Genomic DNA, 22,804 nt, shown 5'->3' on the forward strand with positions numbered 1-22,804 from the left:
ATCAGCGCCGCAGATAATTCCGGAAATAAACGCCGCAGCCCAGCAGCAATACGCCAAACCGCGCCGCGTGGGCCAGCGGAGCCCCCAGCAGCCCGTAGCGCGGCAGCAGCACGGCCAGCAGCCCCGCATACAGCCCCGCCGAAACCGCCTGTACGGCCACGTAGCGGCCCACTTTGGCCTGGGCCATCAATAGAAAAAGCAGCGTCCAGGTCAGGAATTTGGCCCAGTCGCCGATAAACTGGGGGGCCAGCAGGGTGCGGGCGGCGGCAAAATGGGCATCAAACAGCAGCGGCAGCAGCCAGTCGCGCAGCAGGTAGAGGGCCAGCAGCCCCAGCGCCAGCCCCGGAGCCAGCAGCAGCAGCACCGTGCGCACGTAGCGGCGCAGCGCGGCGGGCTGCCCGGCCAGCCGGGCCAGCCGCGGGTAGTACACGCTGCCCATCAAAGCCGAAAACACCATGGTATAGTTATCCGAAAGCTTGGCTACGGCCTGCCAGTTGTCGGTTTGGGCTAGGCTGAAGCGCAGAATCAGCACGTCGCGCAGCACGAAATCCACGGCTTTGCTGAACAGCAGCACGCTCACGGCCATCAGCAGAAACCGGCCCAGGCCGCGCAGGGCGGGCCGGCTGAGCGGGCCGCGCGGCCGGGGCAGCAGGCCATGGCGCAGGCACACGAATACTGTGGGTATCAGCGTGAAGCTTTGGGCCAGCAGGTAGGCAAGCAGGGCCTGCTCTACCGGCCAGCCGGCCCGCAGCACCACCGCCACCGCCCCCACTCCCAGCCCGCTCAGCAGCACCGTGAGGGCCACATAAGCCCGCAGCCGCCCGGCCGCCAGCAGCACTGAGGTGAGAAAAACGTGCGCCGTGAGCAGCCCGATACCCAGCGCAAACAGCAGCAGCCAGCCCACCGACGGCCGGAAAATGCCCGCCAGCGGGCCGCGGCCCGCCAGCAGCACCGCCGTGCCCAGCAGTAGCGCCGCACCATTGAGCGCCGCGCCCGCGCCCAGCCACGCCCGGTAGCGCCCCGAGCCGGCCCGCAGCGGCGCCAGATACTTGATCAGCCCCACGTGCACGCCCTCGTTGGGCAGCGTGGTGAACAGGGCCATCAGGTTCTGGAAATGCGCCAGCAGCGTGAGGCCGCCGGGGCCACCATACACGGCCAGCAGCTTATTGAGCAGCAGCGCCCCCGCCGTGCGGGCCCCGATGGCAATGCCCGAGCCCGCCGACCCGCGCAGAAACCGCCCCAGCACGGCAGCGCGGGTTTCGGGCAAGGCAAGCGGTTCGGCGGGCGGCATGGGTCAAAAGTAGCGCGGAAATCCGTTCCGCGAGGGGCGAAGCGGGTAGCTGCTACCGCACCAGCTGGCGCACGCGCGCAGGAACGCGCGCTGCTCGTCGCGGAACGGATTTCCGCGCTACTTTTCGAAGATGAGCCGCAGGCTGGGCACGCCGCCCAAGTGGCGCTTAAACTGCAGCAGAGATTGATTCAGGCCCGTGGGCAAGGTGGACGTGCCCAGGTCCAGCAGGCGCATTCCGTTGGCTTGGCCGAAGTGGTGCAGGCCGGCATTGAGCAGCACCACGGGGCTGAAGGCATTGTAGGCCAAGGGGCTGGCCGGATAAAAGTTATACAGCACTTCGCTATTTACCTGAATGGCCACCGTGAGGGCGGCCCAGTCGCCGGCCGCGTCGCGCACCGAAAACAGGAAATGCTCGCGCGGAAACAGCCGGAACAGCTCCTGCAGCCGCGCCAGCTCCAACGACAGCTGCTGGCCCTTTTCCTGGCGGCAGCGGGCCAGAAACTCGTAGGCCAGCGGCAGCAGATACGGCGGCTCCTGCTCGAAACGGAACCCGTGGCGGCGGCACTTGTGCAGCCGCCGCCGCTCCGAAGGATGCAGGCGGGCCTCAAAATCGGTATTCAGCGGCAGGTGGTTGTTCAACTCGGCCTGGGCTACGCGGTAGCCCAGCTGCTGCCAGGCCTGGGTGAGCAAGGCGCTGCCGGCCGGGTCGTAGGCGAAGGGGTAGCTGCGAATGTGGGCGTGCGGCAGGCCCCGCGCACTAAGCTCCGCTTCCACCGCCGCCAGAAACGCCCGCACCACCGCCGCGCTCAGGCCGGCGGCCAGCTGCACCGAGCCGAACGGGGCCTGCCAGGGACTATAAGCCGTAGCGGTGCCGCTGAAAACAGGGAGCTGCGCCACGGTGCGGCCGGCAGCCTGGTCTTCCAGATAAAAGGTGAGCCGCTCGCCCGCGTGGCGCTGCAGGTTCAGGTGCGCGGGGCGCAGATACAGAAACGACTCGAATGCCAACGGCAGCGCGGGGGCCTCGTGCTGCGGGCCGGCCTGCACGCGCACCGCGTACTGGTCATTGGGCAAAGGCAGGGGTTCGACGAAAGCAGCAGACACACTCAGCGGGAATAGCAACGGGCGGGGCACGAAGGGCGAAAGTACGAGGAAATAGCCGCGTCGGATAGTTGATAGGCGGCAGCAGGTGGTGGGTTTTGCGCAGCTTTGGCCCCCGGCAACGCTTGGCCCCGTAGCCTACGTACACCTCCCGTTCTGCGCCCCACCACACCTAGCCCCATGTCTGACACCGATAACTTTCTGGACGACAGCCTGATTACCACCGAAACTACCGCCCCCGACTCTATGGCGGCCGACCAGCCCATGGGCGGAATATCGGACCGGGCGGCGACCCGGCAGGCCCGGGAGCTGAGCGTGGGGGAGCGTCCCGGCACGCTCACCGTGCGCGAAGACTCGCTGGCCCCCCGCCTGTTTCTGATTTCCTACGACGAGCAGTTTTTCGAGGAAAAGGAATACACCAGCTACGATGAGATGCTGGCGTTTTTCCACGCCCACCCCCAGCAGCGCCACTGGATTGACGTGCGCGGCTACGGCGACCTGCCCCTGATGGAGCGCCTGATGCAGGATTTTGACCTGCATCCGCTGCAGATGGAAGACGTGCTGGGCGACTACCAGCGGGCCAAAGTGGAGCAGTTCGACGACAACCGCCTGTTTATGGTGTCGCGCATGACGGAGTTTACCACCCTGCTCGAAATAGACGACGACCAGCTTTCCATCTTCACCGGCCCCAACTACATCATCAGCTTTCAGGACGACTACGACGACTGCCTCGACACGGTGCGCATCCGCATCCGCTCGGGCTTCAGCAAGATCAAGCAGAAGCCCGTGCTCTACCTGGCCTACGCCCTCACCGACGTGGTGCTCGACCACTACTACCCTACCATGGCCGCCATCGGCGACTACATTGAAACGCTGGAGGAGCGCATTTTTAAGGGCCGCGCCGACCGCCGGGTGCTCAACCGCATTCTGCACATCAAGAAGGACATCGTGCGCTTTCGCCGGCTGGTGTACCCCGAGCGCGAGAAGATTGCCGAAATCCTGCGCATGCCCGACGACGTGATTCCGGAGGAGATGAAACTCTATTTCAAAGACTGCTACGACCACGCCATTCAGGCCATGGACCTGGCCGAAAGCTACCGCGAATCCGTCAGCAGTCTCGTAGATCTGTACCTCTCCGACCAGAGCAACCGCATGAACGAGGTGATGAAAGTGCTGACCATCATTAGCAGCATTTTCATCCCGCTGAGCTTCGTGGTGGGCCTTTACGGCATGAATTTTCAGCGCGAAGCCCCCGACGGCACCATCAACCGCCTCAATATGCCCGAGCTGTACCAGCCCTGGGGCTACCCGGTACTGCTGAGCATTCTGGTCGTCATCGTCGCCTTTCAGCTGATCTACTTCTACCGGAAGGGCTGGCTGAGCAACCGGTGAGCTGTGAGAACGTGTCATGCTGAGCTTGTCGAAGCATCTCTACCGCTTCCTTGGAGTAGCATCGCAACGAAGCGGTAGAGATGCTTCGACAAGCTCAGCATGACGGCCAAACTAATGAGCCAATCAGTTAAACTTCAACAGCGTGCGGCGCAGCTCATTTCCCACCACCCGGTGCAGCTCATACGAGCTGGTGGCCGCATCATACAGCAGCCCCACCTGCGGGGCGCTGCTGTCGAAGGGCTGGCCGCCGGCCAGGCGGCCCTGGTCGTCGAAGAGGTAGGCTTTGTGTGGGCCGGGCTCGGTGATGACGAAAGCGCGGCGGCCGGGGCCTAAGTTGAAAAACTGGGTAATTTTCGGGCCGGAGGTAACAAAGGTCTGGGTGAGCAGCAGCCGGCCGCTGGGCTCAAACAGGCTCAGGCGGCCGCCCTCTTCGCGCGTGACGACGTAGGTGCGCTGGCGTTGGTCGGGGATGAGGCGGAACACGGAGCCGCGGCTCCAGGTAGCCACCCGGCTGCGGCTCACAATATCGCCGCTCAGATTGAACGTGACCCGCTCGCCGTGCTGCGTGACTACCGTGAGTCGGCTGCGGCTCAGCGTGGCGCTGCTTTCCACAAACGCCCCCGTATGCAGCCGCGCCCCCACGCTGATGGGGAAGCCCGGATACACGCTGCCCTGTTGGTCGAAGGCGTAGATGTAGCCGTTTTCCAGCGGCACCACCACCACGTCGCGCCCGCCCACCACGAGGTAGTGCGGCGGCGCGGCCAGCGCAAACTCCATGCGCTTGGGCTGCCAGCCCGGATACGCATTGCCGGCCGCATCATACAAAAACAGATTGCCCCCGCCGCCCGCCACCAGCAGCCGCGCCGCCCCACGCGCCCCCGCCGGCGACACCGTGAGCGAGCTGACCTGCACCGTATCGGGCAGGTTGAGGGGGAAATTCGCGGCTTCGCGGCCCTGCTCATCGAGCAGGTGCAGGCGGTTGGCAGTGGCAAAAAGATGGCCAGCCGGGGCGGCCAGGCGCTGCACCGGCTCCACCAGCGGCCCCGGCAAGGAGTCCGACCAGCTCACCACGTTGTCTGGGGTCACGTAGTGGAGCACGTTGCTGCCATCCTGCACCAGCGTGCCCGGCCGGGCCGCGCCCGCCACCGCCACCAGCGCGGGCGAGCTGATGAGGCGGGTTTTGAAAGTCAGCGTGCCGCCGGTGCCATTCGGGGTTTGGGGGCGGGCCACGGCCGGGCCCAGCGCCGGATGCCGCAGTACCAGCTGGGTGTAGTACTGCGCGTCGGAGTCGGTTTCGTTGGCGGCGGGCACAAACTGCAGGGCCACCTGCGGGAAGCGCTTGAACAGGGTTTCATTGCGCAGCAGCCCGGCCCGGCGCTCTTCCACCAGTGCCCGCAGCAGCACGTTCCAGCTGTTGCGCGTGTCCAGAAAGATGCTCAGGCGGGCCAGGGGCTGGGTTTCCTGCAGAAAAGCCACCTGCGTGGGCGAGCGGCTCCACACCTCCCCGGCCACTACATCGGTGAGGTACTGGCGCAGGTCGGCCGCCTCGTCGCCCACCACCAGGTAGCTGCCTACCATTGCCACCGCCGGCGCGGCAAAGCCCCGGAACAGCGGCCCCAGCAGGCGGGCGGGCAGTTCGGGGAGGCCCGCCTGGTAAATCTGGTAAGGACCTACCCGCTCGAAGCCAGGACTGGCCCCGGTCTGCCGCCGCAGCTGGCCCAGCCAGGTAGCCGTTTGGAGCGGATTGAGGCAATACGCCAGCGCCAGCTTGGCCGGCCGGCTGCGGGCTGAAGGCGATGCCAGGTAGCACAGCGCCGCTTCCTGGGCCAAGCCGGCCGCGAGGCTGTCCACGAGCGGGCCGGTGCCGGCAGTCAGCGAATCGGCGGCGGGCAGGGGCCGGCGGACTTCGCGCAGCCCGGCCACCGGCCCCTGCCCCAAGTGCACCAGCACAGCCGTGCGCACCGAAAGCACGTCGGCCATGCGCAGGCGCCGGGCGAGCTGGCCGCGCAGGCGCTGGTGCAGGCTGCCGCGGGCCGTTTCGGGGTTGGCAAAGCCATTGAACACGACTTTGTTGCCGGCCAGCTTCATTTCAAACTGCCCATTGCGGGCTAGGCTGGTGACGCCCGCCAGCCCCGCCCCAATCTCGGAGCGAAAAAACAGGCCCAGAAACTGCGGCATGCGCCGGTAGTTGATCAGCAGCGTGGCATCAACGTCCTTGAGCTGAAAGAAATCGGTGTTCTGAAAATCGGCGGCCACGGAGGGCAGGCCCGGATGGTCGAGGCGCTGCACGACGGCTTCGACCAGCGCGCCGTTGGCGCTCATAATAAGATGGTTGCGGTAGTTGAAATACGTGAGGCCGTGGCCGGTTCCCTTCTCGCGCACGTCGGTCAGTTCCTGGCCGTGGTAGTCGCGGCTGCTCACGCGGTAGCGGGCATCGCGCCGCAGCCCATCCACCAGGGTGCGCACCTGCCGGTACTCGCGCACGCTCCCGATGGGCACCTGAAACAGCACGTCGAAGCTGGCCGGGCCGGTGACGTGGACGGACGTGAGCACCTTTTTGCGGCCCAGAAAGCGCAGCACCACGTTGCGCGCGCCCGCCACGCTGTCGGCCAGCGTGAGGTTGTCCTCTACCTGCTGAAAATAGCGCACGGCCGTCAGGTTGTCCCAGAGCTGGGTTTCCTTCAGGTGGCGCATCAGCGTGGGATGGTCGCGCGTGGCCATCACAAACACGGCATCGTCGGGCACCAAGGCCCAGGCATCGACGGGTACGCGGGCCACGCTGCGGCGGTAATACACGTAGGAGCCGAGGGCCGAAACCAGCAGCAGGCCTATCAGAAATACCAGAAGCTTTTGCGACATGCAGGAAATGGGCCGGGAGATGCGGGCGGCAAAAATAGCTATTCGAGGGCTGGCAGCGGAAAGTTACTTTTGAGTGAAGGCAATTGCGCCCGTCATGCTTCGACTTCACTTAGCATGACAATAGTTTGGCAGCCCGTATATTGAGGTTCAACTTCCCCGCTCATGCGTCGCCCGGCTTCCCTCCTGCTGCTCCTGCTACTCCCGATGCTGTTGCTGCCCGGCTGCTTCCAGCTGCGCGAGCCGGAGCCCGCCGACGCAGTGAGCGAGTGGCTGCAGCCTACTCAGATTGATATTCTACTCGCCAACTTTACCACCGCCGTGCAGCGCCTGAACCCGGCCAACTACGAGCGGTGCTTCAGCGGCCCCGCTTACCGCTTCATCCCCGACCCCACGGCGGCCGGCACCACCGCGGCCCTGTTTGCCAACTGGAGCGTGAGCGAGGAGCGCGACTATTTCAACAGCCTGCGCCGCCACTCCGCCGCCACTGCCACCAATCAGCTGACATTTACCAACCGCCGCGACCAGTTTTTCACCACCGATTCGGCCGAGATTTCCGCGCTCTACCAGTTGCGCATCGCGCAGCAGGACACGGCTTTCCGGCCGGCTTTGCTGGAGGGCAATATCCGGCTGGTGGTGCGGCGGCGCAACAATGAGTGGAAGATTGCCGGCTGGCGCGACCAGCGCACCGCCGGCACCCAGGCCAGCTGGACGGATCTGAAGAAATATTTTATCAGCCATTGATTTTCAGTTATTTAGTTGTCAGCATGAAACTGCCGCTGCCGCCGTCGCTCTGTTTTTTGCCCCCGGCCCTGGTGCTGCTGGGGCTGGCGGCCTGCAACCCTTTCGCTCCCGCCCTCGACGACGCCGTGAGCGACCCTAACCAGCTGCTGGGCAACCCCGTGACGGTGCGCGGCTTCTTCGACCGGTTCCGGGCCAGCTACCAGTTGCGCGACTCCACGCTCTACGGTCAGCTGCTCGACCGCCGCTTTATCTTTACTTACCGCGACTTCGCCAACAACGTGGACCGCTCCTGGAACCGCGACGTGGAAATCAGCACCACCTACAAGCTGTTCCGGGCTTCGCGCAGCGCCAACCTGCAGTGGACGCAGTACCTGCCCACCTCCGATACGGCCTTTTCCGATACGCTGGTCTACGTGGAGCGCGCCTTCCAGCTCAGCATCGAGCAGCGCGACGACCAGAATTTCACCGGCGCCGGCTCGGCCCGCCTGGTGCTGGTGCGCAAAAACAAAGACGCCCCCTGGCGCATGCGCAGCTGGTACGACCGCAGCGAATTCTAAACCACGGATTTTTCGGATTAATCGGATTGCCCGGATTTCGGGGCCGTCAGCGCTCTGCATACCTCTGCGTCTCCTCCGCGCTCCTCTGCGGGAACCAGCACCCACGCCGCCACGAGCAGTATAGAATATTATCCATAATCCTTCCCAACATCCTATCTTCCGGCCCCTAAACCCCGTTTCCCTCTCCAATGTCCGAGCAGCAAGGCCATTTTAAGCGCGCCATTACCCTTTTCGATGCCATTATGCTGGTCACCGGCAGCATGATCGGCTCCGGTATCTTCATCGTGTCGGCCGATATTGCGCGGCAGGTGGGCAGCGCGGGATGGCTGCTGGTGGTGTGGCTCGTCACGGGTTTCATCACGATGGCCGGGGCCATCAGCTACGGCGAGCTGGCCTCCATGTTCCCAAAAGTAGGCGGCCAGTACGTGTATCTGCGAGAGGCTTTTGGCCGCCTCACGGCCTTTCTTTACGGCTGGACGCTGTTTCTCGTCATCCAGACCGGCGTGATTGCCGCCGTGGCCGTGGCCTTCGCCAAGTTTACCGGCGTGCTCATTCCGTGGTTCAGCGTGAAGAATCTGCTGTTCAAAATCGGCCCGTTCGACTTTAGCAGCGTGCAGCTGCTGGCCATCATTCTCATTGTGGCCATCACGGCCATCAATGCCCGCGGCGTGCAGGCCGGCAAGCTGATTCAGAACGTGCTGGGCAGCACCAAGCTTATTGCGCTGGGCCTACTCATTCTGCTGGGCGTGTTCTTTGGTATCAATTCCGAAGCCATTCAGGCCAACTTCGCCGACCTCTGGACGGCCACGCGCCATGCGGCCCCCGGCGTTTCGGCGGCCACGGTGCCCATCAGCGGCTCGGCCCTGCTCATCGCCATCGGCATGGCCATGACGGGCTCCCTGTTCTCCTCCGATTCCTGGAACAACATCGGCTTCGCGGGCGAGGAAATCCAGAACCCCGAGCGCACGCTGGTGCGCAGCATGGCCATCGGCACGGCCATCGTTACGGCGCTGTATATTCTCATCAACATCGTGTACCTGTTGGTGCTGCCGCTGGCCGGCTCGCCCGATGCCGCCACCATTGCCGGGCGCGGCATTATGTATGCCACCGACGACCGGGTGGCTACCGCCGTGGCCGAGTCGGTGCTGGGGCCGGCGGGGGCCTACGTGCTGGCCGTGCTGATTATGCTGAGCACCTTCGGGGCGAATAACGGCATCATACTCAGCGGGGCGCGGGCGTATTTTGCCATGGCCAAAGACGGGCTGTTTTTCCCTGGCTTAGCCCAGTTAAACGGGGCCGGCGTGCCGGGCCGGGCGCTGTGGGTGCAGTGCCTGTGGGCCTGCCTGCTGTGCCTGAGCGGCTCGTATGGGCAGCTGCTGAACTACGTGATGTTCTCCGTAATCCTGTTCTACGTCGTCACCATCATCGGCATTTTCGTGCTGCGCCGCACCCGGCCCGACGCGCCCCGGCCCTACCGTGCCTGGGGCTACCCCGTGGTGCCGCTGCTCTACGTGCTGCTGGCCTCCACGTTCTGCGTTATCCTGCTCATCGCCCCGGATACGGCCGAATTCTCCCGCCGCGGCCTACTGCTGGTGGCCGTAGGCGTGCCGGTATACTTCCTGTTCGGCAACCGCTTCGCTCGGAAGCAGCCGGTGGAATAGACTGAATTTTATGCCATGAAAAAGCCCTTCCGCTGATGCGGAAGGGCTTTTTCGTTTTAACAGAGCCTCCGAATCGGCTACTTGCGGCGGCGCTTGCCGGTCTCCTTGGGCAGCAGTGTCACGTTGATGGGCTGCGAGCCGCGGGCGCGCATTTCCTGGTCCTGGTAGCCGCCGTAGCCGTAGCTGAGCGTGTTGTCGCCGGCGGGCACTTCCAGGCTGTAGTTGCCGTTGGCATCGGTGCTGGTCACTTTGCGCGAGCCTTTCAGCATCACGGTAGCGCCGGCCATCGGCTGCCCTTCCTCGTCCAGAATACGGCCCGAGAGGGTCACGTTGGCGGGCTCGGCGGCAGCGGCGGGCGCGGGAGCCGGGGCGGCTTCCTCCACGACCGGCGCGGCAGCCGGCTGCGCCGCTGAAGCGGTAGTGGTAGTCGCCGTGCCCGCTACGGGCCGCGTCACCGGGCGGGCCGCCACGGTAGCCGTAGCGGGCTGCGCTTTCTCCTCGTCCGGCTTGGCTTCTTCGGTAGTGGCGGCGGCTTCCTCGTCAGCGGGGCGGCTGCCAGTCACGGTGGCATCGCCGAGCGTGATGGACGGCATGACGCTGGATATGGCCGATTTGCCGGTTTTGTCGGGCACGAAGGCGTAGCCCAAGCCCGCCAGCAGCACCACACCCCCCACAATCATTGCCAGCTTGCCATTGCCCGAGGACAAGGCCTGCTCCTCGTCTTCCAGAGGAATATCGTTGTTTTCCGGGTCGGGAGTATAATTTTCGGTTGGCATAGGGGTGAAGTTAATTTGAGAGAAAGAGCAGGTTGAAAGCTGAAAAAGAAGGTCAGAAACTTCAAACAAAGCCCCTGGCGGGCGGGGGCTTATTATTGGTTTCTAAAGATATAGAATAAGTAGCGCACAAACATAATAATGGCATAACCTTGCCGCAAACTCTTCCGTAGCGGCCGGGCCGCCGAGGGCCCAAAAGCCTTGGTTGCCGCCGCCAACGCGGGCCAATAACGCAAACAGCTCCCCGCTAAGTGGCGGGGAGCTGTTCGCTGAAGCTGAAGTGGCCGGGGGCTAATCGTGGGCGGGCTTGGCGGGGCCGCTGGGAGCGTCTTCGCCAAATTCCTGGTCCTGGCTGCGCACACCATTGGCCAGGTCGTAGCTGCCTTCTACCCCGAAGCCGGGGCCCTGGGCCTGCTCGCCGGCGGTGTGGTGGTCGTTGCCGCCCTGGGGGCTGGTTTCACTGCCGCCGATGTGCAGATTTTCGAGCTGGTCTTTCTGGTCGGAGCGCTGGGTGTAGCCGTGGGCCCCCACGTTGCGGTGGGCCGAGGCATCGTCCTGGGCTTTGCCGTTGCTTTCGCCCTGCTTGAAGTCCTTCTCGTTTTCGAGGCGCTCGTTCTTGGGAATATCGTTTTTCGCGGAGTCGTTTTCGGGGTCGATGGCCATAGCAACGAGTGTTTTGGGTGGAAGTTAGATGAGGCTTTTACGCACCCTGCCGGGCATAGTTGGTGCGCCCGCCAAAACCGAGCAGCGCCCGAACCAGTAGGTGTAGCAGCCGCCGGCCGCGCCCGCACCGGCCCACCGGATTTGTGCGGCGGGCGGGCTACATTTGAAGCCTGGGGCCGGCTTTTCGGCCTTTTTGCCCCTTCCGCCCCCAATCGCACTTTTATGCGCCTCGTTATCATCGGCAATGGCATCACCGGCGTCACGGCGGCCCGCACGGTGCGGCAGCTGCAGCCCACGGCCGAAATCACGCTCGTCTCGGACGAGACGACGCACCACTTCTCGCGCACGGCCCTCATGTATGTGTACATGGGCCACCTGCGCTACCCCGATATCAAGCCCTACGAGGACTGGTTCTGGCGCGAAAACCGCCTCGACTTGCTCCACGCCACCGCCACCGGCCTCGATGCAGTGGCGCAAACCGTCCGGCTCAGCACCGGCCAGCAGCTGCCTTATGATAAGCTGCTGCTGGCCACCGGCTCCGTGAGCCGCTCGGCCGGCTGGCCCGGCCAGCACCTGCGCGGCGTGCAGGGCCTCTACAGCCTCCCCGATCTGGAGAAAATGACCCGCGACACCCACAACATCGGGCGCGGCGTGGTAGTGGGCGGCGGCCTGATTGGCATAGAGCTGGCCGAAATGCTGCACTCGCGCGGTATTCCGGTCACCATGCTGGTGCGCGAGGCGCACTACTGGGCCTCCGTTTTGCCGCCCGAAGAAGCTAACCTGGTGCAGCAGCAGCTCGACGAAAACCACGTAGAGGTGCGTTACCGCACCGAGCTGCGCGAGATTCTGGGCGATGCCGAAGGCCGCGTGCGGGCCGTGGTGACCACGGCGGGCGAGGAAATTGCCTGCCAGTGGGTGGGCCTGGCCATCGGCGTGACGCCGAACCTGAGCCTGGCCCAAAACTCGGTGGTGGAAACCGACCGGGGCATCCTGGTCGATGAGCTGCTGCAAACCAACGTACCCCACATCTTCGCCGCCGGCGACTGCGCCCAGCATCGCCGGCCCGGCGCGGGCGAGGTGCCCATAGAGCAGCTCTGGTACACGGGCCGGATGCAGGGCGAAACCGTGGCCCACACTATTTGCGGCCAGCCCACGCCCTACCGGCGCGGCACCTGGTTCAACTCGGCCAAGTTCTTCCACCTCGAATACCAGACCTACGGCCAGGTGCCCGCCCAGCCCGTGGCGGGCCTCGACAGCTTCTATTGGGAGCACCCCAGCGGCCGCCACGCTCTGCGCATCACATTTGAGGCGGCCGGCGACCGGGCGGTACTGGGTGTCAACGCCCTCGGCCTGCGCCTGCGCCACGAGGTGTGCGCCGCCTGGATTGCGGCCCGCACCCCGCTGCCCACCGTGCTGGCGCAGCTAGGCGCGGCCAACTTCGACCCCGAATTTTTCCGCCAGCACGAGCCGGCCATCGTACGGCACTTCAACGGCCAATTTCCGCAGCAGCCGGTGGCGCTGCAGCGCCGTAAAGGACTTTTTGGAATGTTGAGTTTTAAGGGTTGAAGGTTGAATGCATTTTGTCGTTCATACTGCCTTTATCATTGAGCATTCAACCTTCACCTTTCAACTTTTCACCTAGTGGATTTCTCCAAGCTCTATAAGCCCAGCGCCCTCAACAGCTACCAGTCCATTGCCCTCACCGGCCTGCTGATGAGCGCCGGGGCGCACCTGATTCTGCATTTCTTCGTGCACCGCCAGCCCGAGGGCTTCAATTGGCTGTATGTGTGCTGGACGGCGCTGTATGTGGTGGCTTCACTAATGAATTTGTTCGGCAAGCCGGGTGAAGGGCATCATCATCACCATTGAGCCATAAGCCCGCCACCTGTCATCCTGAGCCTGCGAAGGACCTTATCACACCAGCGCGAGTCGTTGTTACAACTGTCGTTCTTCCGTGATAAGGTCCTTCGCAGGCTCAGGATGACAGACGGATAGCAACGAATCCGCGAGACTACTCAGCCCCCACCCTCCACCCCTCTCCCATGCCTACCTCTCCCGCCGAAACCTCGCTGGCGCTGGCCCACCCGCCGCTGCCGGCCACGCCGGCCCCCGAAAAGCTGACGCTGGCGGCCGTGGCGCTGGGGCTGCTGGCGCTGCTGGCAGCCGCCTGCACGGCCGATGCCGACCGCGCCCGCCTGAGCATGTATCTGGCGCTGGCGCTGCTCAGCGGCGGCACGCTGGCCTGGGCGGCGCTGAAATTCGGGCCGAAGCCGGCCGGGGTGCAACAGGACAACCTCTGGCTGCGGGCCAGCACCAGCCGCGGCGCGGGTGCCTGGGTGCTGGGCCTGGTGCTCACGGGCTTTTACGTGCTGCTCTACTGGTTCCCGGCGTACCTCGAAAACCTGATCCGCACCCTCGACCCATTCAGCCAAGCGCTGCGCGGCAAGCCCTCGGATCAGTGGTTTCTCTACGGCACCTTCTACACGCTGGCGGTGCTGCTGATGGGCGGGCGGGCGCTGTGGAAATACCGCCACTCGCGCTACCAGCTCATTCGCACGGGCTCGGTCATGTTTTTCCAGCTTGGGTTCAGCTTCCTTCTGCCCGGCCTGCTGCTGCTGTTTCAGAAGCCGGAGTTCTATTTCTCCTATTTCTGGCCCCTGAAATACGATTATCTGTTTCCCGGCACCGTGAGCTACCTCCTGCGCGACGGGCAGGCGCTGGGCGTATTCATGGTGTTCTGGGGCGCGGTAATGTCGTTCTTGGCTACGCCGGTGCTCACCTATTTCTACGGCAAGCGCTGGTACTGCTCGTGGGTGTGCGGCTGCGGCGGCCTGGCCGAAACCGCCGGCGACCCTTACCGCCAGCTCGCCGACAAAAGCCGGGCCGCCTGGCGCTGGGAAGTACGCATCATCTACTCGGTGCTGGTCTTTATCGTGCTGGTTACGGCGCTGCTGTGGGCGGCGGCTTCGGGGGCGGTGCCAGTGCTGCAGCCCATTGCCGAAGGACTGAGCAAAACCTACGGCTTCGTGATTGGGGCCGTATTCTCGGGTGTGGTGGGCGTGGGCTTCTACCCCATTATGGGGGCGCGGGTGTGGTGCCGCTTCGGCTGCCCGATGGCCGCATATCTTGGTCTGCTCCAAAAGCACTTTTCCCGCTTCCGCATCAGTACCAACGGGGCGCAGTGCATTTCGTGCGGCAACTGCTCCAACGTGTGCGAGATGGGCATTGATGTGAAGCAGTACGCCCAGCGCGGCGAGCCCATCATCCGGGCCTCGTGCGTGGGCTGCGGCATGTGCAGCACGGCCTGCCCCCGCGGCGTGCTCAACCTGGAGAATGGCCCCCGCGAGGGGCGGTATCAGGCTTCGCCGCTGATTCATTCGGATAGCCTGCAGATTTTGAGCTGATTAATGTGGAGGAGTGCGTAATAAGCTGCTCAGGGATAGTACTAATTGTGGTAGGTGACGAATCTATCTAGGCTCTGCTCCTTGGATATAATCGTAGCTATGACCTCCCTCCAAGAGCAAGTGTGACTTTCGCCTCCTTAAGCGGCGGGCTACCGGCGTGGTACTTTGGCGGGGTAGGAATTCAGCTGGGGTATTTACGCTACTCATTCCTGCGGGGTATTTTGAGAGCGAATGATGGTAAACCAGTTTCTTAAACTCGCTCAGTGTTACAGCGGCCTGCTGGCCACTAACTACCAGGTTGATTCCTGTCGTTTACTGGAAGGAGAAAAGCCTACCTTTAATTTTCGCCGGTGTTGGCTATCCCACCCACGCGGTAGCCGACTGTAATTACCCGCCATGAAAACTGTCCTACTCCGCTCGTTCTTGGTACTCGTGTTTTTGGGGTTGCTCCCCGTGTCCTGCTGCCGACAGGCAACGCGTGACTACGTATACCTGAAGGCCATGGACCTGGGGTTGGCCGACGATGCCGGCAAGCCGCTCACCAGCGGCGCTCGCACCTCGGCAGCGGAGTTGCGGGCCACACTGCGGTTCCAACTCGACTTTGTAGCCCAAGGCTCAGCCGGCTCGCCTTTCATCGGCCCTGCCCAGGCGTTGCAGTGCGCTGACGAAGGAACAAAGGGATTAAAGTCGGAAGTGACCGAGGTGGTCCTGACCAGTACCGGACTCTTTAACGGCAGGGCCGCGGGCCAGTCGCTGAATTCCTTCGTGAGCTGCTCCGTTGAGAATAGCCGCGCGGAATTCCCATTGTCTCAACTCCCGGATTCGCTTAAAACCAAAACTTGGCAGTTATACCGGCTAAACAGCTCCATTGTGTTGCGCATCAGCCCCAAGCCCGCCGATAACGCCCGCCAGCAGTTCCAGATTCGCCTGCGGCTGGCCAACGCCCAGGAACTCACGCAAAGCACCCCGGATGTTATTTGGAACTGAGGCCCGACACCCCAGCAGGCAGCACCTGCCACCTCGAAGATACTCCTTCCGCCCGATGCTAAATACCCGGCCTGGGCCGTCGAGCAAAGCCGAGGTCGTTGCCAAGGCGTCCAATCAAACGGTGGTCTAGGTACAGACGCAAGATATTTTACAAGCTGTAAATGAGCGTTTTCAATACGCAAAAAACACAACTTACACCACGAAGTTCGGTCCTATGCCCGCTTCGGCTACCGCAAAAACCCCAGCAGCGCCTTGTGAAACTCAGCCGGCACTTCCAGATGCGGAATGTGGCCTACTTTCTCCAACTCCACCAGTTTCGCGCCTTTTATCTGGGCGGCGGTGCGGCGGCCTAGGGCCGGATACAGGCCCAGCTGAGCTAGCGTTTTCGGGTCTTTTATCAGCCCTTTGCCCACCACGGTGCGGTCCTGCTGGCCGATGATGAGCAGCGTTGGCACCGCGAGGCGGCCGAATTCGTAGCTCACCGGCTGCTGGTAAATCATGTCGAAGGTGAGGGCATTGGCGCGGGCTACTTTCCCAAAGTCGGGGCTGCGGGTCTGGGCGGCCAAGGGCAGCAGCCACTGGTCGTGGGCGGCGGGGTAGCCGCCGGGGTAGTAGGTTGCGTGGTACTTGCGCAGGCTGGCTTCGGTGGTTTGGCGCTCGGCGGCTTCGGCCTGATCTACGCTCTGAAACGGCACGCCCACGCGGTAGTCTTCGAGGCCGATGGGGTTTTCCAGCACCAGCTTTTCGGTAGCTTCCGGGTAGAGCAGCGCGAAGCGCGTAGCCAGCATCCCGCCCATGCTATGCCCCACGATAATGGCCTTCGACACGCCCAGCGTATCGAGCAGCCGCTTGGTGTTGCGGGCCAGCTGATGAAAGGAGTAATGCAGATCGGCTTTATCAGACTTGCCAAAGCCGATCTGATCGGGCACCACTACGCGGAATCCGGCGGCCGTCAGCACCCTGATGGTTTCGCGCCAATACGCCCCAAAGAAGTTTTTGCCGTGCAGCAGCACTACGGTATGGCCGTTGGCGGGGGCAGTGGTGGGCACCTCCATATAGGCCATGCGCAGCGCCTGCCCTTCCAGCTTTAGCGACAGGATCTGCACCGGAAACGGGTATTCATAACCGTCGAGGGTCGCATTGAGCGAGGTGGACGGAAGAGTTTGGGCCAGAGCCGGCAGCCGCAGCAGCAACCCCAGCAACAAAGCAGCCTGGAAACGGAGAAGCATAAGCGCAGAGCGAAGGTGGCCTCCTACTACGCCAAACAGCTACTTGAGGACATCGGACCGAATTTTCCGCCGCCGCTAGCCATTTGCGTAGTGCGCTACTGAGCGGGCGTTTCGGCCAGCTCGGCCAGGTGGCCGGTTATGATTTCGCGCAGTTCGGCCAGCCGCCGGGCCACGGTGTTCAGGTCGCGGGCGGTGGCGGCGGGCGTGATGGCGCGGGTGGTGAGGTAGCGGGCCAGGGCGGTGTGGTCGTGCAGAATTTCTTCTAGCTCGCGCTGCGCGGCCTGCCACTCGTAGGCTCGGTCGCGACTCAGGTAGGCGTAGCGCAGCTCAATGGTGAGGCTGACCAGCTCGGCCAGCATCGAGAGCATTTCTTCTTCCTGGGGCTCGATGGGGCGCGGCTCGCGGCCAATCACGCAGAGCGAGCCGATATTGGAGCCATCGGGCATGTGCAGGGCGGCGCCGGCATAGAAGCGCAGCCCCGCCGACTGCGCCACGTAGGGGTTCACCAGGCTGCACGCCTCCGTGTTCAGGTCGGTGAAGGTGAGCACCTTGCTTTGCAGAATAGCCGCCGAGCACAGGCTGTCGGGCCGGGGCACGGGCTCCAGGCCCGGCAGGCCCTCGTTGGCTTTGAAAAACACTTCGTGCTCATCGACCAGCGAAATCAGCGAGATGGGCAGGTTGAACATTTGGGCCGCCAGCGCCACGTACTCGTCGAAAATCGGCTCGGGCGTGGTGTTCAGAATCTGGTAGTGGTGCAGGCTGCGCACACGGCCCGCATCATTGGTAGGAATCAGGGACTCGGGCAGCATGTTCATAGCGAGGGAGAAGAAGAGCAAGAAAACAGAAGCAGGGGCCTTCCCAACCGCCGGAATTATCAAAAGTACGCTATTCCGGCGGGCCGGGCTTACGCCGTCTGAGCCAGCTTTTCCAAAACCTGCTTGGCGTTGCGCACATGGTCGGTGGCGCCGCTCATCGAGTTGAAGATGTACTGGATGACGCCGTTTTTGTCAATCACGAACGTGACGCGGCCGGGCAGCAGGCCCAGCAGGGCGCGGGGCACTTCGTAGCGTTTGCGCACCTGGCCGCCGGCATCGGCCAGCAGTGGGAACGGCAGCCGGTGCTTCTCAGTGAATTTCTGGTGCGACTGCTCATCGTCGGAGCTGATGCCCACTACCTCGGCCCCCAAGTCCTGAAAATCCTCGTACTGGTCGCGGAACGAGCAGGCCTGCGCCGTGCAGCCGGGCGTGTCGTCTTTGGGGTAGAAATACAGCACCACACTGCGCTGGCCGCGCTGGTCGGCCAGCCGGAAAGTGTCGCCGGTGGTGGTTTTGAGGGTGAAATCGGGAGCCTGGTCGCCTACCTGAAGCATGAAGCGGGAGTTGAGAAGGAGAGATAATATAGCGTGAAAGCAATTTGCGCCGCCGAAGGTTTCGGCGCGCCTGATGATTCTGCCACTTCTGCGCCGCATCTTTGCGGCGCTGCCGGAGGTTTCCGCCGGCCGGCCCGCTTCGCGGCGCAATCCGTATCCGCCGTCCTCTCGTTTGTTGCCAATGCCCTTTTCGCCCCCCGCCCCGCTCATCGACGTCATCATTCCCGCCTACAACGAAGAGCAATCCATTGGGCGCGTGCTGGCCGAGATTCCGGCCGGGCTGGTGCGCGAAGTGCTGGTGGTCGATAACAACTCCCGCGACCAGACCGGGGCCGTGGCCCAAGCCGCCGGGGCCACCGTGCTGCGCGAGCCCCGCCCCGGCTACGGCCACGCCTGCCTGGCCGGCATGGCCCACTGCTTCGCCCGCCCCGCGGCCGAGCAGCCCGAAATCATCGTATTTCTGGACGGCGACTACTCCGACTACCCCGAGGAAATGCCCCGGCTGCTGGCCCCGCTGCTGCGCGGCGAGGCCGACATGGTCATTGGCTCGCGGGCGCTGGGCGAGCGGGAAAGCGGGTCTATGCTGCCCCAGCAGATTTTCGGCAACTGGCTGGCCACCTCGCTCATGCGGGCCTTCTACGGGGCCCGCTTCACCGACCTGGGCCCCTTCCGCGCCATCCGCACCGAGGCACTGAAGCAGATTGGAATGGAAGACAAAACCTACGGCTGGACGGTGGAAATGCAGCTGAAAGCCGCCAAGCTGAAGCTGCGCAGCCAGGAAGTGCCCGTGCGCTACCGCCGCCGCATCGGCATCTCCAAGGTTTCGGGCACGGTGCGCGGCACGCTGGGGGCCGGCTACAAGATTCTCTGGACGATTTTCAAGTACTTGTGAGGGGTGACTGTTGCAGTTGCCACCACACCACGTGTCATGCTGAGCTTGTCGAAGCATCTCTCCCGCTTCGTTGGGTTACCATGGCAATGAAGCGGGAGAGATGCTTCGACAAGCTCAGCATGACAGTACATTGGCGCATTGCTAACTACCCCACCACCCTCCAAAACCCACGCCCCAGGCAGTTAAAATGGAAATTGCGCTTTTAGTCCTCTACGGGCTGTGCCTGGTCTTTATTCTGGGCTTCAGCTTGTCGCAATTCCACCTCACGCGGCTGGCCCGCCGCGCCTACCGCCGCCCGCCCGCACCCGCGCCTGCCGCACCCGCGCATTGGCCGCTCGTCACGGTGCAATTGCCCATCTATAATGAGCGCTACGTGGTGGAGCGCGTCATCGATGCCATGGCCGCCCTCGACTACCCCACCGACCGCCTCCACATCCAGGTCCTCGACGACTCCACCGACGAAACCGTGGCCCTGGCCGCCGCCCGTATCGCGCACCACCGCCAGCGCGGCCTGCGCCTCGACCATGTGCGCCGCCCCTCCCGCGAGGGCTACAAAGCCGGTGCCCTGGCCCACGGCCTGCTACACACCAATGGCGAGTTTATTGCCATTTTCGACGCCGACTTCGTGCCCGCGCCCGACTTCCTGCGCCGCACCATCCCCCACTTCTCCGCCCCCGACGTGGGCGTGGTCCAAACTCGCTGGACGCACCTCAACCAGCCCGATTCGTTGCTTACCGAGCTGCAGGCATTTGGGCTGAACGCGCACTTTTTGGTGGAGCAGGTGGGCCGCACCGCGGGCGGGCACTTCATCAACTTCAACGGCACGGGCGGCGTGTGGCGGCGCACCTGCATCGAGCAGGCCGGCGGCTGGCATGCCGATACGCTCACCGAAGACCTCGACCTGAGCTACCGGGCGCAGCTGCGGGGCTGGCGCTTCGTGTACCTGCCGCTGGTGGCCGCGCCCGCCGAGCTGCCCGCCGCCATGGACGCGCTCCGCTCGCAGCAGTTTCGCTGGAACAAGGGCGGGGCCGAAACCGCCCGCAAGCACCTGGGCCGCGTGCTGCGCTCGGGCCTGGCGCTGAGTACGAAAGTGCACGCCACGTTTCATCTGCTAAACAGCACCGTGTTCATTGCCATTCTGCTGATGGCCGTGCTGAGCGTGCCGCTGGTATTTGTGCGCGAGCGGCTGCCTGGGTTCAAGCTGGTTTTTCAGCTGGCCTCGGTGTTTTTGCTGGCGCTGGCCCCACTTATCTATTACTATTTCACGGCGTGGCGGCTGGCCGAGCCCGCCCGGCCCTGGCCGGCTTTCGTGCCGAAATTCCTGCTGTTTCTGGCCATGTCGATGGGGCTTTCGCTGCACAATGCGCTGGCCGTGGCGGCGGGACTGGCGGGGCGCAAATCGGCCTTCATCCGCACACCCAAAATGGGGCTGGTGCGGCCGGCCGGCCGCTGGCAGCGCCGCTACCGCACCCAGGGCCTCGATGTTCGTACCGTGCTGGAAGGCGTGCTCACGCTGTATTTCCTGTTCGGGCTGGGGGCCGGAATCCACTTCGGCAATTTGGGCCTGCTGCCGCTGCACCTGCTGCTCACGGTGGGGTTTGGGCTGGTGTTCTATTATTCGGTGCGGCATAATCGATTGGCGGCATGAGCCGGCGGCCCCTCATTGCCAGCCAGATAGTGGCGCTACTGGGCAGCGCCGCCGCCTACGGGCTGCTGGCCTACGCCACGCCGCGCCCGGCGTTCGGGCAGCTGCTGCTGCTGTTTGCCGCCGCGTTCGGGGGCTATGCGTGGCTGCTGCACCGGCCGCTGCCGGTGCGCTCCGGTCTGCTAGCGGCGCTGCTGCTGCGCCTGCTCTGGCTCCCGGCCCTGCCCGCCCTCTCCGACGATTACCACCGCTTCCGCTGGGATGGTGCCCTCGTGGCCGCGGGCCAAAACCCCTACCGCGCCCGCCCTGATGAGCTAGCCGGCCCCGCGGCGGCGCGGGCCGCCGCGCCCAGTTCGCCGCTGGCCGCGCTGTACCCCCGGATGAACTCGCCGCACTACTACTCGGTGTATCCGCCCGTGTGCCAGGCCATTTTCGGGGCGGCCAGCTGGCTGTTTCCGAGCAATGAGCGGGGGTTCGTGCTGATGCTGCGCCTCGTGCTGCTGGCGGCGGAGGCTGGCACGGCGCTGCTGCTGCTGGCGCTGCTGCGCCACTTCGGGCTGGCGGCCGAAAAGGGGTTTCTGTACTTGCTTAACCCGCTGGTCATCGTGGAGCTGACCGGCAATCTGCACTTCGAGGCGCTGCTGATCTGTGGGCTGCTGGCGGCGCTGTGGGCGCTGGCGCGGGGCCGGCGGGGGCTGTCGGCGGCGGCACTGGCTTTGAGCATTGGGGCGAAGCTGCTGCCGCTGCTGCTATTGCCGCTGCTGCTGCGCCGGCTGGGCTGGCAGGCTTTTTTGAAGTACGCGGCCCTAGTAGCGGGCGGACTGCTGCTGTTGTTTATTCCGTTCCTGACCACGGAACTGGTACAGAATGTGGGCCGCAGCCTCGACCTGTATTTTCACAAATTCGAGTTCAACGCCAGCCTGTATTATCTGGCGCGGGCCATCGGCTACCAGCTTAGCGGCTACAATGAAATTGCCCACATCGGCACAGGGCTGGGGGTGCTGGCGGTGGTCTGGCTGGCCGCCGTTATCAGGCTGGAGAAGCAGCCCACCCTCCGCACGTTGCCTGCTGCGGCGCTGGCGGCACTGACGGGCTACTATCTGCTGGCTACTACCGTGCATCCGTGGTATCTCACGCCGCTGGTGGCGCTGAGCGTGCTCACGCGCTGGCGGTTCGCAGTGGTGTGGTCGGGGGCGGCGGTGCTGTCGTATGGAGCCTACCGCAGCGCGGTGTATGCCGAAAACCTGGCGCTGGTGGCGCTGGAATACGCAGTGGTACTGACCGTGCTGGGCTGGGAAATCTGGCACAGGAAGCGCGCATCAGCCGCTTTATAGCAGCTTGGCGCGGCTGGCTTAGTGCGTCCAGTAGACGTAGCGCCGCACCGATTTGAGCGTCAGGGTGCGGCCGTCCCAGGTGGTTTGGCGCAACAACACGTTGGGGTACTTTTTGGCGAACCAATACGTGTTTTGTTTCTGCGCGTCGAGCTGCACCCGCACCTGCCAGGCGGGCTCGGGTGCGTCGGCCGGGGCGGCTTCCGCCACGCTTAGCCGGGCCTGATAATACACGGCCGGCAGTACTTTGCTGGTCTGCTGCAGGTCGCAGATGGTGGCTTCAAACGTGGGTTTGGCCTCGAAATTCAGGGCGCGGAGCGTGTAGGGCAGCGCGTCTTCAAACAGCACATCGTGGCGCAGGCGGCGCTGGCCGGTGCCCTGGCCGTCCCAGTACGAATTGTAGGTCTGCGCGTATTTCGTGCCGTCGTCGGTGAGGGCTTTGAAGGTGGTGCCGCACCATTCCTGCGAGGAAGTAGTCATTTTGTGCAGCGCTACGGGCTGGTCGCGCCGAAAGAACAGCGACGTGAGGAAATGGTACGGGTACTGCTCGGTGGGAATGCGGCAGAACTGGTTCACCTTCATTACCGGGAACACATCGGGCCGCTGGTAGTCGTCGGTCTTCACGTCGAATTCCTGGTTGAATTCCTCCTTCACCGTAATCAGGGTGTAGGCGAAACGGCGTGTTTTCTTGTAAATCTCCCGCTCCGCATCATACGTGGCAACTTCCGCCAGCCCATCTTCCCAGAGCTTGTGCATGGCCCACTGCTGGTTGAAATGCGGCAGCAGGCGCGTAAGGGCGGCATCGACGGTTGGTTTGGGCGGGGGCACATTTTTCTTCGCGCCCTGCTCCGAGCAGGCCGAAAAGCAACCCCAGAGAAGCAGCAGTAAAAACGAGCAACGGACCTGACGCAT

General features: G+C 63.9%; 20 protein-coding genes. 11 read left to right on the forward strand and 9 right to left on the reverse strand.

Annotated elements, in window-relative coordinates; all coding sequences use genetic code 11:
* Position 1 precedes the first annotated feature (1 nt).
* Both BUB62_RS19275 and BUB62_RS06000 read right to left on the reverse strand, forming a co-directional pair.
* The gene (locus BUB62_RS19275) at positions 2-1,291 is read right to left on the reverse strand and encodes an MATE family efflux transporter (RefSeq protein WP_073107489.1); all 1,290 of its coding nucleotides are present in this window, start codon (positions 1,289-1,291) and stop codon (positions 2-4) included.
* Between the two features lie 117 nt (positions 1,292-1,408).
* Positions 1,409-2,392, reverse strand: a complete 984-nt coding sequence (locus tag BUB62_RS06000) for a hypothetical protein (protein WP_143164050.1) — start codon at positions 2,390-2,392, stop codon at positions 1,409-1,411.
* Positions 2,393-2,569: 177 nt separating this feature from the next.
* Here BUB62_RS06000 and corA point away from each other — a divergent pair, with 177 nt between their 5' ends.
* Positions 2,570-3,781, forward strand: a complete 1,212-nt coding sequence (gene corA / locus BUB62_RS06005) for a magnesium/cobalt transporter CorA (protein ID WP_084538866.1) — start codon at positions 2,570-2,572, stop codon at positions 3,779-3,781.
* A gap of 123 nt (positions 3,782-3,904) precedes the next feature.
* Here the strand turns inward: corA and BUB62_RS06010 are convergent, their stop codons facing one another.
* Complete coding sequence (locus BUB62_RS06010) at positions 3,905-6,640, reverse strand: hypothetical protein (RefSeq protein WP_073107495.1); 2,736 nt, start codon at positions 6,638-6,640, stop codon at positions 3,905-3,907.
* Between the two features lie 162 nt (positions 6,641-6,802).
* Between BUB62_RS06010 and BUB62_RS06015 the strand changes: the two genes are divergently transcribed.
* From BUB62_RS06015 to BUB62_RS06025, 3 genes are all read left to right on the forward strand, one after another.
* Complete coding sequence (locus BUB62_RS06015; protein ID WP_143164051.1) at positions 6,803-7,381, forward strand: hypothetical protein; 579 nt, start codon at positions 6,803-6,805, stop codon at positions 7,379-7,381.
* A 23-nt stretch (positions 7,382-7,404) separates the two neighbouring features.
* Positions 7,405-7,938 (forward strand): hypothetical protein, encoded by a 534-nt coding sequence (locus BUB62_RS06020; protein ID WP_073107501.1) that lies wholly within the window; start codon positions 7,405-7,407, stop codon positions 7,936-7,938.
* 188 nt (positions 7,939-8,126) lie between these two features.
* Complete coding sequence (locus tag BUB62_RS06025; protein ID WP_073107504.1) at positions 8,127-9,599, forward strand: APC family permease; 1,473 nt, start codon at positions 8,127-8,129, stop codon at positions 9,597-9,599.
* Positions 9,600-9,676: 77 nt separating this feature from the next.
* On the opposite strand, the gene BUB62_RS06030 is transcribed toward BUB62_RS06025, so the two are convergent.
* Positions 9,677-10,375, reverse strand: a complete 699-nt coding sequence (locus BUB62_RS06030) for a carboxypeptidase-like regulatory domain-containing protein (RefSeq protein ID WP_073107507.1) — start codon at positions 10,373-10,375, stop codon at positions 9,677-9,679.
* 288 nt (positions 10,376-10,663) lie between these two features.
* A complete protein-coding gene (locus BUB62_RS06035) occupies positions 10,664-11,035 on the reverse strand; it encodes a hypothetical protein (protein ID WP_073107510.1) in 372 nt (123 codons plus the stop codon).
* Positions 11,036-11,257: 222 nt separating this feature from the next.
* On the opposite strand from BUB62_RS06035, the gene BUB62_RS06040 reads away from it, so the two are divergent.
* From BUB62_RS06040 to BUB62_RS06055, 4 genes are all read left to right on the forward strand, one after another.
* Positions 11,258-12,601 carry an NAD(P)/FAD-dependent oxidoreductase gene (locus BUB62_RS06040; protein ID WP_073107512.1) on the forward strand — a complete coding sequence of 448 codons (1,344 nt, stop codon included), beginning with the start codon at positions 11,258-11,260 and terminating at the stop codon, positions 12,599-12,601.
* A gap of 75 nt (positions 12,602-12,676) precedes the next feature.
* On the forward strand, positions 12,677-12,904 hold the full coding sequence (locus tag BUB62_RS06045; RefSeq protein ID WP_073107515.1) for a hypothetical protein: 228 nt from the start codon (positions 12,677-12,679) through the stop codon (positions 12,902-12,904).
* A 173-nt stretch (positions 12,905-13,077) separates the two neighbouring features.
* Entirely contained in the window at positions 13,078-14,439 is a 1,362-nt protein-coding gene (locus BUB62_RS06050; RefSeq protein ID WP_073107518.1) for a 4Fe-4S binding protein, read from the forward strand.
* A 501-nt stretch (positions 14,440-14,940) separates the two neighbouring features.
* Positions 14,941-15,426 carry a hypothetical protein gene (locus tag BUB62_RS06055; RefSeq protein ID WP_143164052.1) on the forward strand — a complete coding sequence of 162 codons (486 nt, stop codon included), beginning with the start codon at positions 14,941-14,943 and terminating at the stop codon, positions 15,424-15,426.
* 227 nt (positions 15,427-15,653) lie between these two features.
* Here the strand turns inward: BUB62_RS06055 and BUB62_RS06060 are convergent, their stop codons facing one another.
* The 3 genes from BUB62_RS06060 to BUB62_RS06070 form a co-directional block, all read right to left on the reverse strand.
* On the reverse strand, positions 15,654-16,655 hold the full coding sequence (locus BUB62_RS06060; protein WP_073107524.1) for an alpha/beta fold hydrolase: 1,002 nt from the start codon (positions 16,653-16,655) through the stop codon (positions 15,654-15,656).
* 95 nt (positions 16,656-16,750) lie between these two features.
* Entirely contained in the window at positions 16,751-17,491 is a 741-nt protein-coding gene (locus tag BUB62_RS06065; RefSeq protein ID WP_159437412.1) for a GAF domain-containing protein, read from the reverse strand.
* A gap of 68 nt (positions 17,492-17,559) precedes the next feature.
* On the reverse strand, positions 17,560-18,024 hold the full coding sequence (locus BUB62_RS06070; protein ID WP_073107530.1) for a peroxiredoxin: 465 nt from the start codon (positions 18,022-18,024) through the stop codon (positions 17,560-17,562).
* Positions 18,025-18,205: 181 nt separating this feature from the next.
* Here BUB62_RS06070 and BUB62_RS06075 point away from each other — a divergent pair, with 181 nt between their 5' ends.
* From BUB62_RS06075 to BUB62_RS06085, 3 genes are all read left to right on the forward strand, one after another.
* Positions 18,206-18,916, forward strand: coding sequence for a glycosyltransferase family 2 protein (locus tag BUB62_RS06075; protein ID WP_073107533.1), 711 nt, complete (start codon positions 18,206-18,208; stop codon positions 18,914-18,916).
* Between the two features lie 187 nt (positions 18,917-19,103).
* Positions 19,104-20,564, forward strand: a complete 1,461-nt coding sequence (locus BUB62_RS06080) for a cellulose synthase family protein (RefSeq protein WP_073107535.1) — start codon at positions 19,104-19,106, stop codon at positions 20,562-20,564.
* Positions 20,561-21,895, forward strand: a complete 1,335-nt coding sequence (locus tag BUB62_RS06085) for an MptA/MptB family glycosyltransferase (protein ID WP_073107537.1) — start codon at positions 20,561-20,563, stop codon at positions 21,893-21,895. Before BUB62_RS06080 ends, BUB62_RS06085 begins: the two co-directional genes overlap by 4 nt.
* A gap of 18 nt (positions 21,896-21,913) precedes the next feature.
* Here BUB62_RS06085 and BUB62_RS06090 read toward each other — a convergent pair whose 3' ends face one another.
* The gene (locus BUB62_RS06090) at positions 21,914-22,804 is read right to left on the reverse strand and encodes a hypothetical protein (protein ID WP_073108494.1); all 891 of its coding nucleotides are present in this window, start codon (positions 22,802-22,804) and stop codon (positions 21,914-21,916) included.

It is taken from the genome of Hymenobacter daecheongensis DSM 21074 (assembly GCF_900141805.1).
In the GTDB taxonomy this organism is placed as follows: Bacteria; Bacteroidota; Bacteroidia; order Cytophagales; family Hymenobacteraceae; genus Hymenobacter; species Hymenobacter daecheongensis.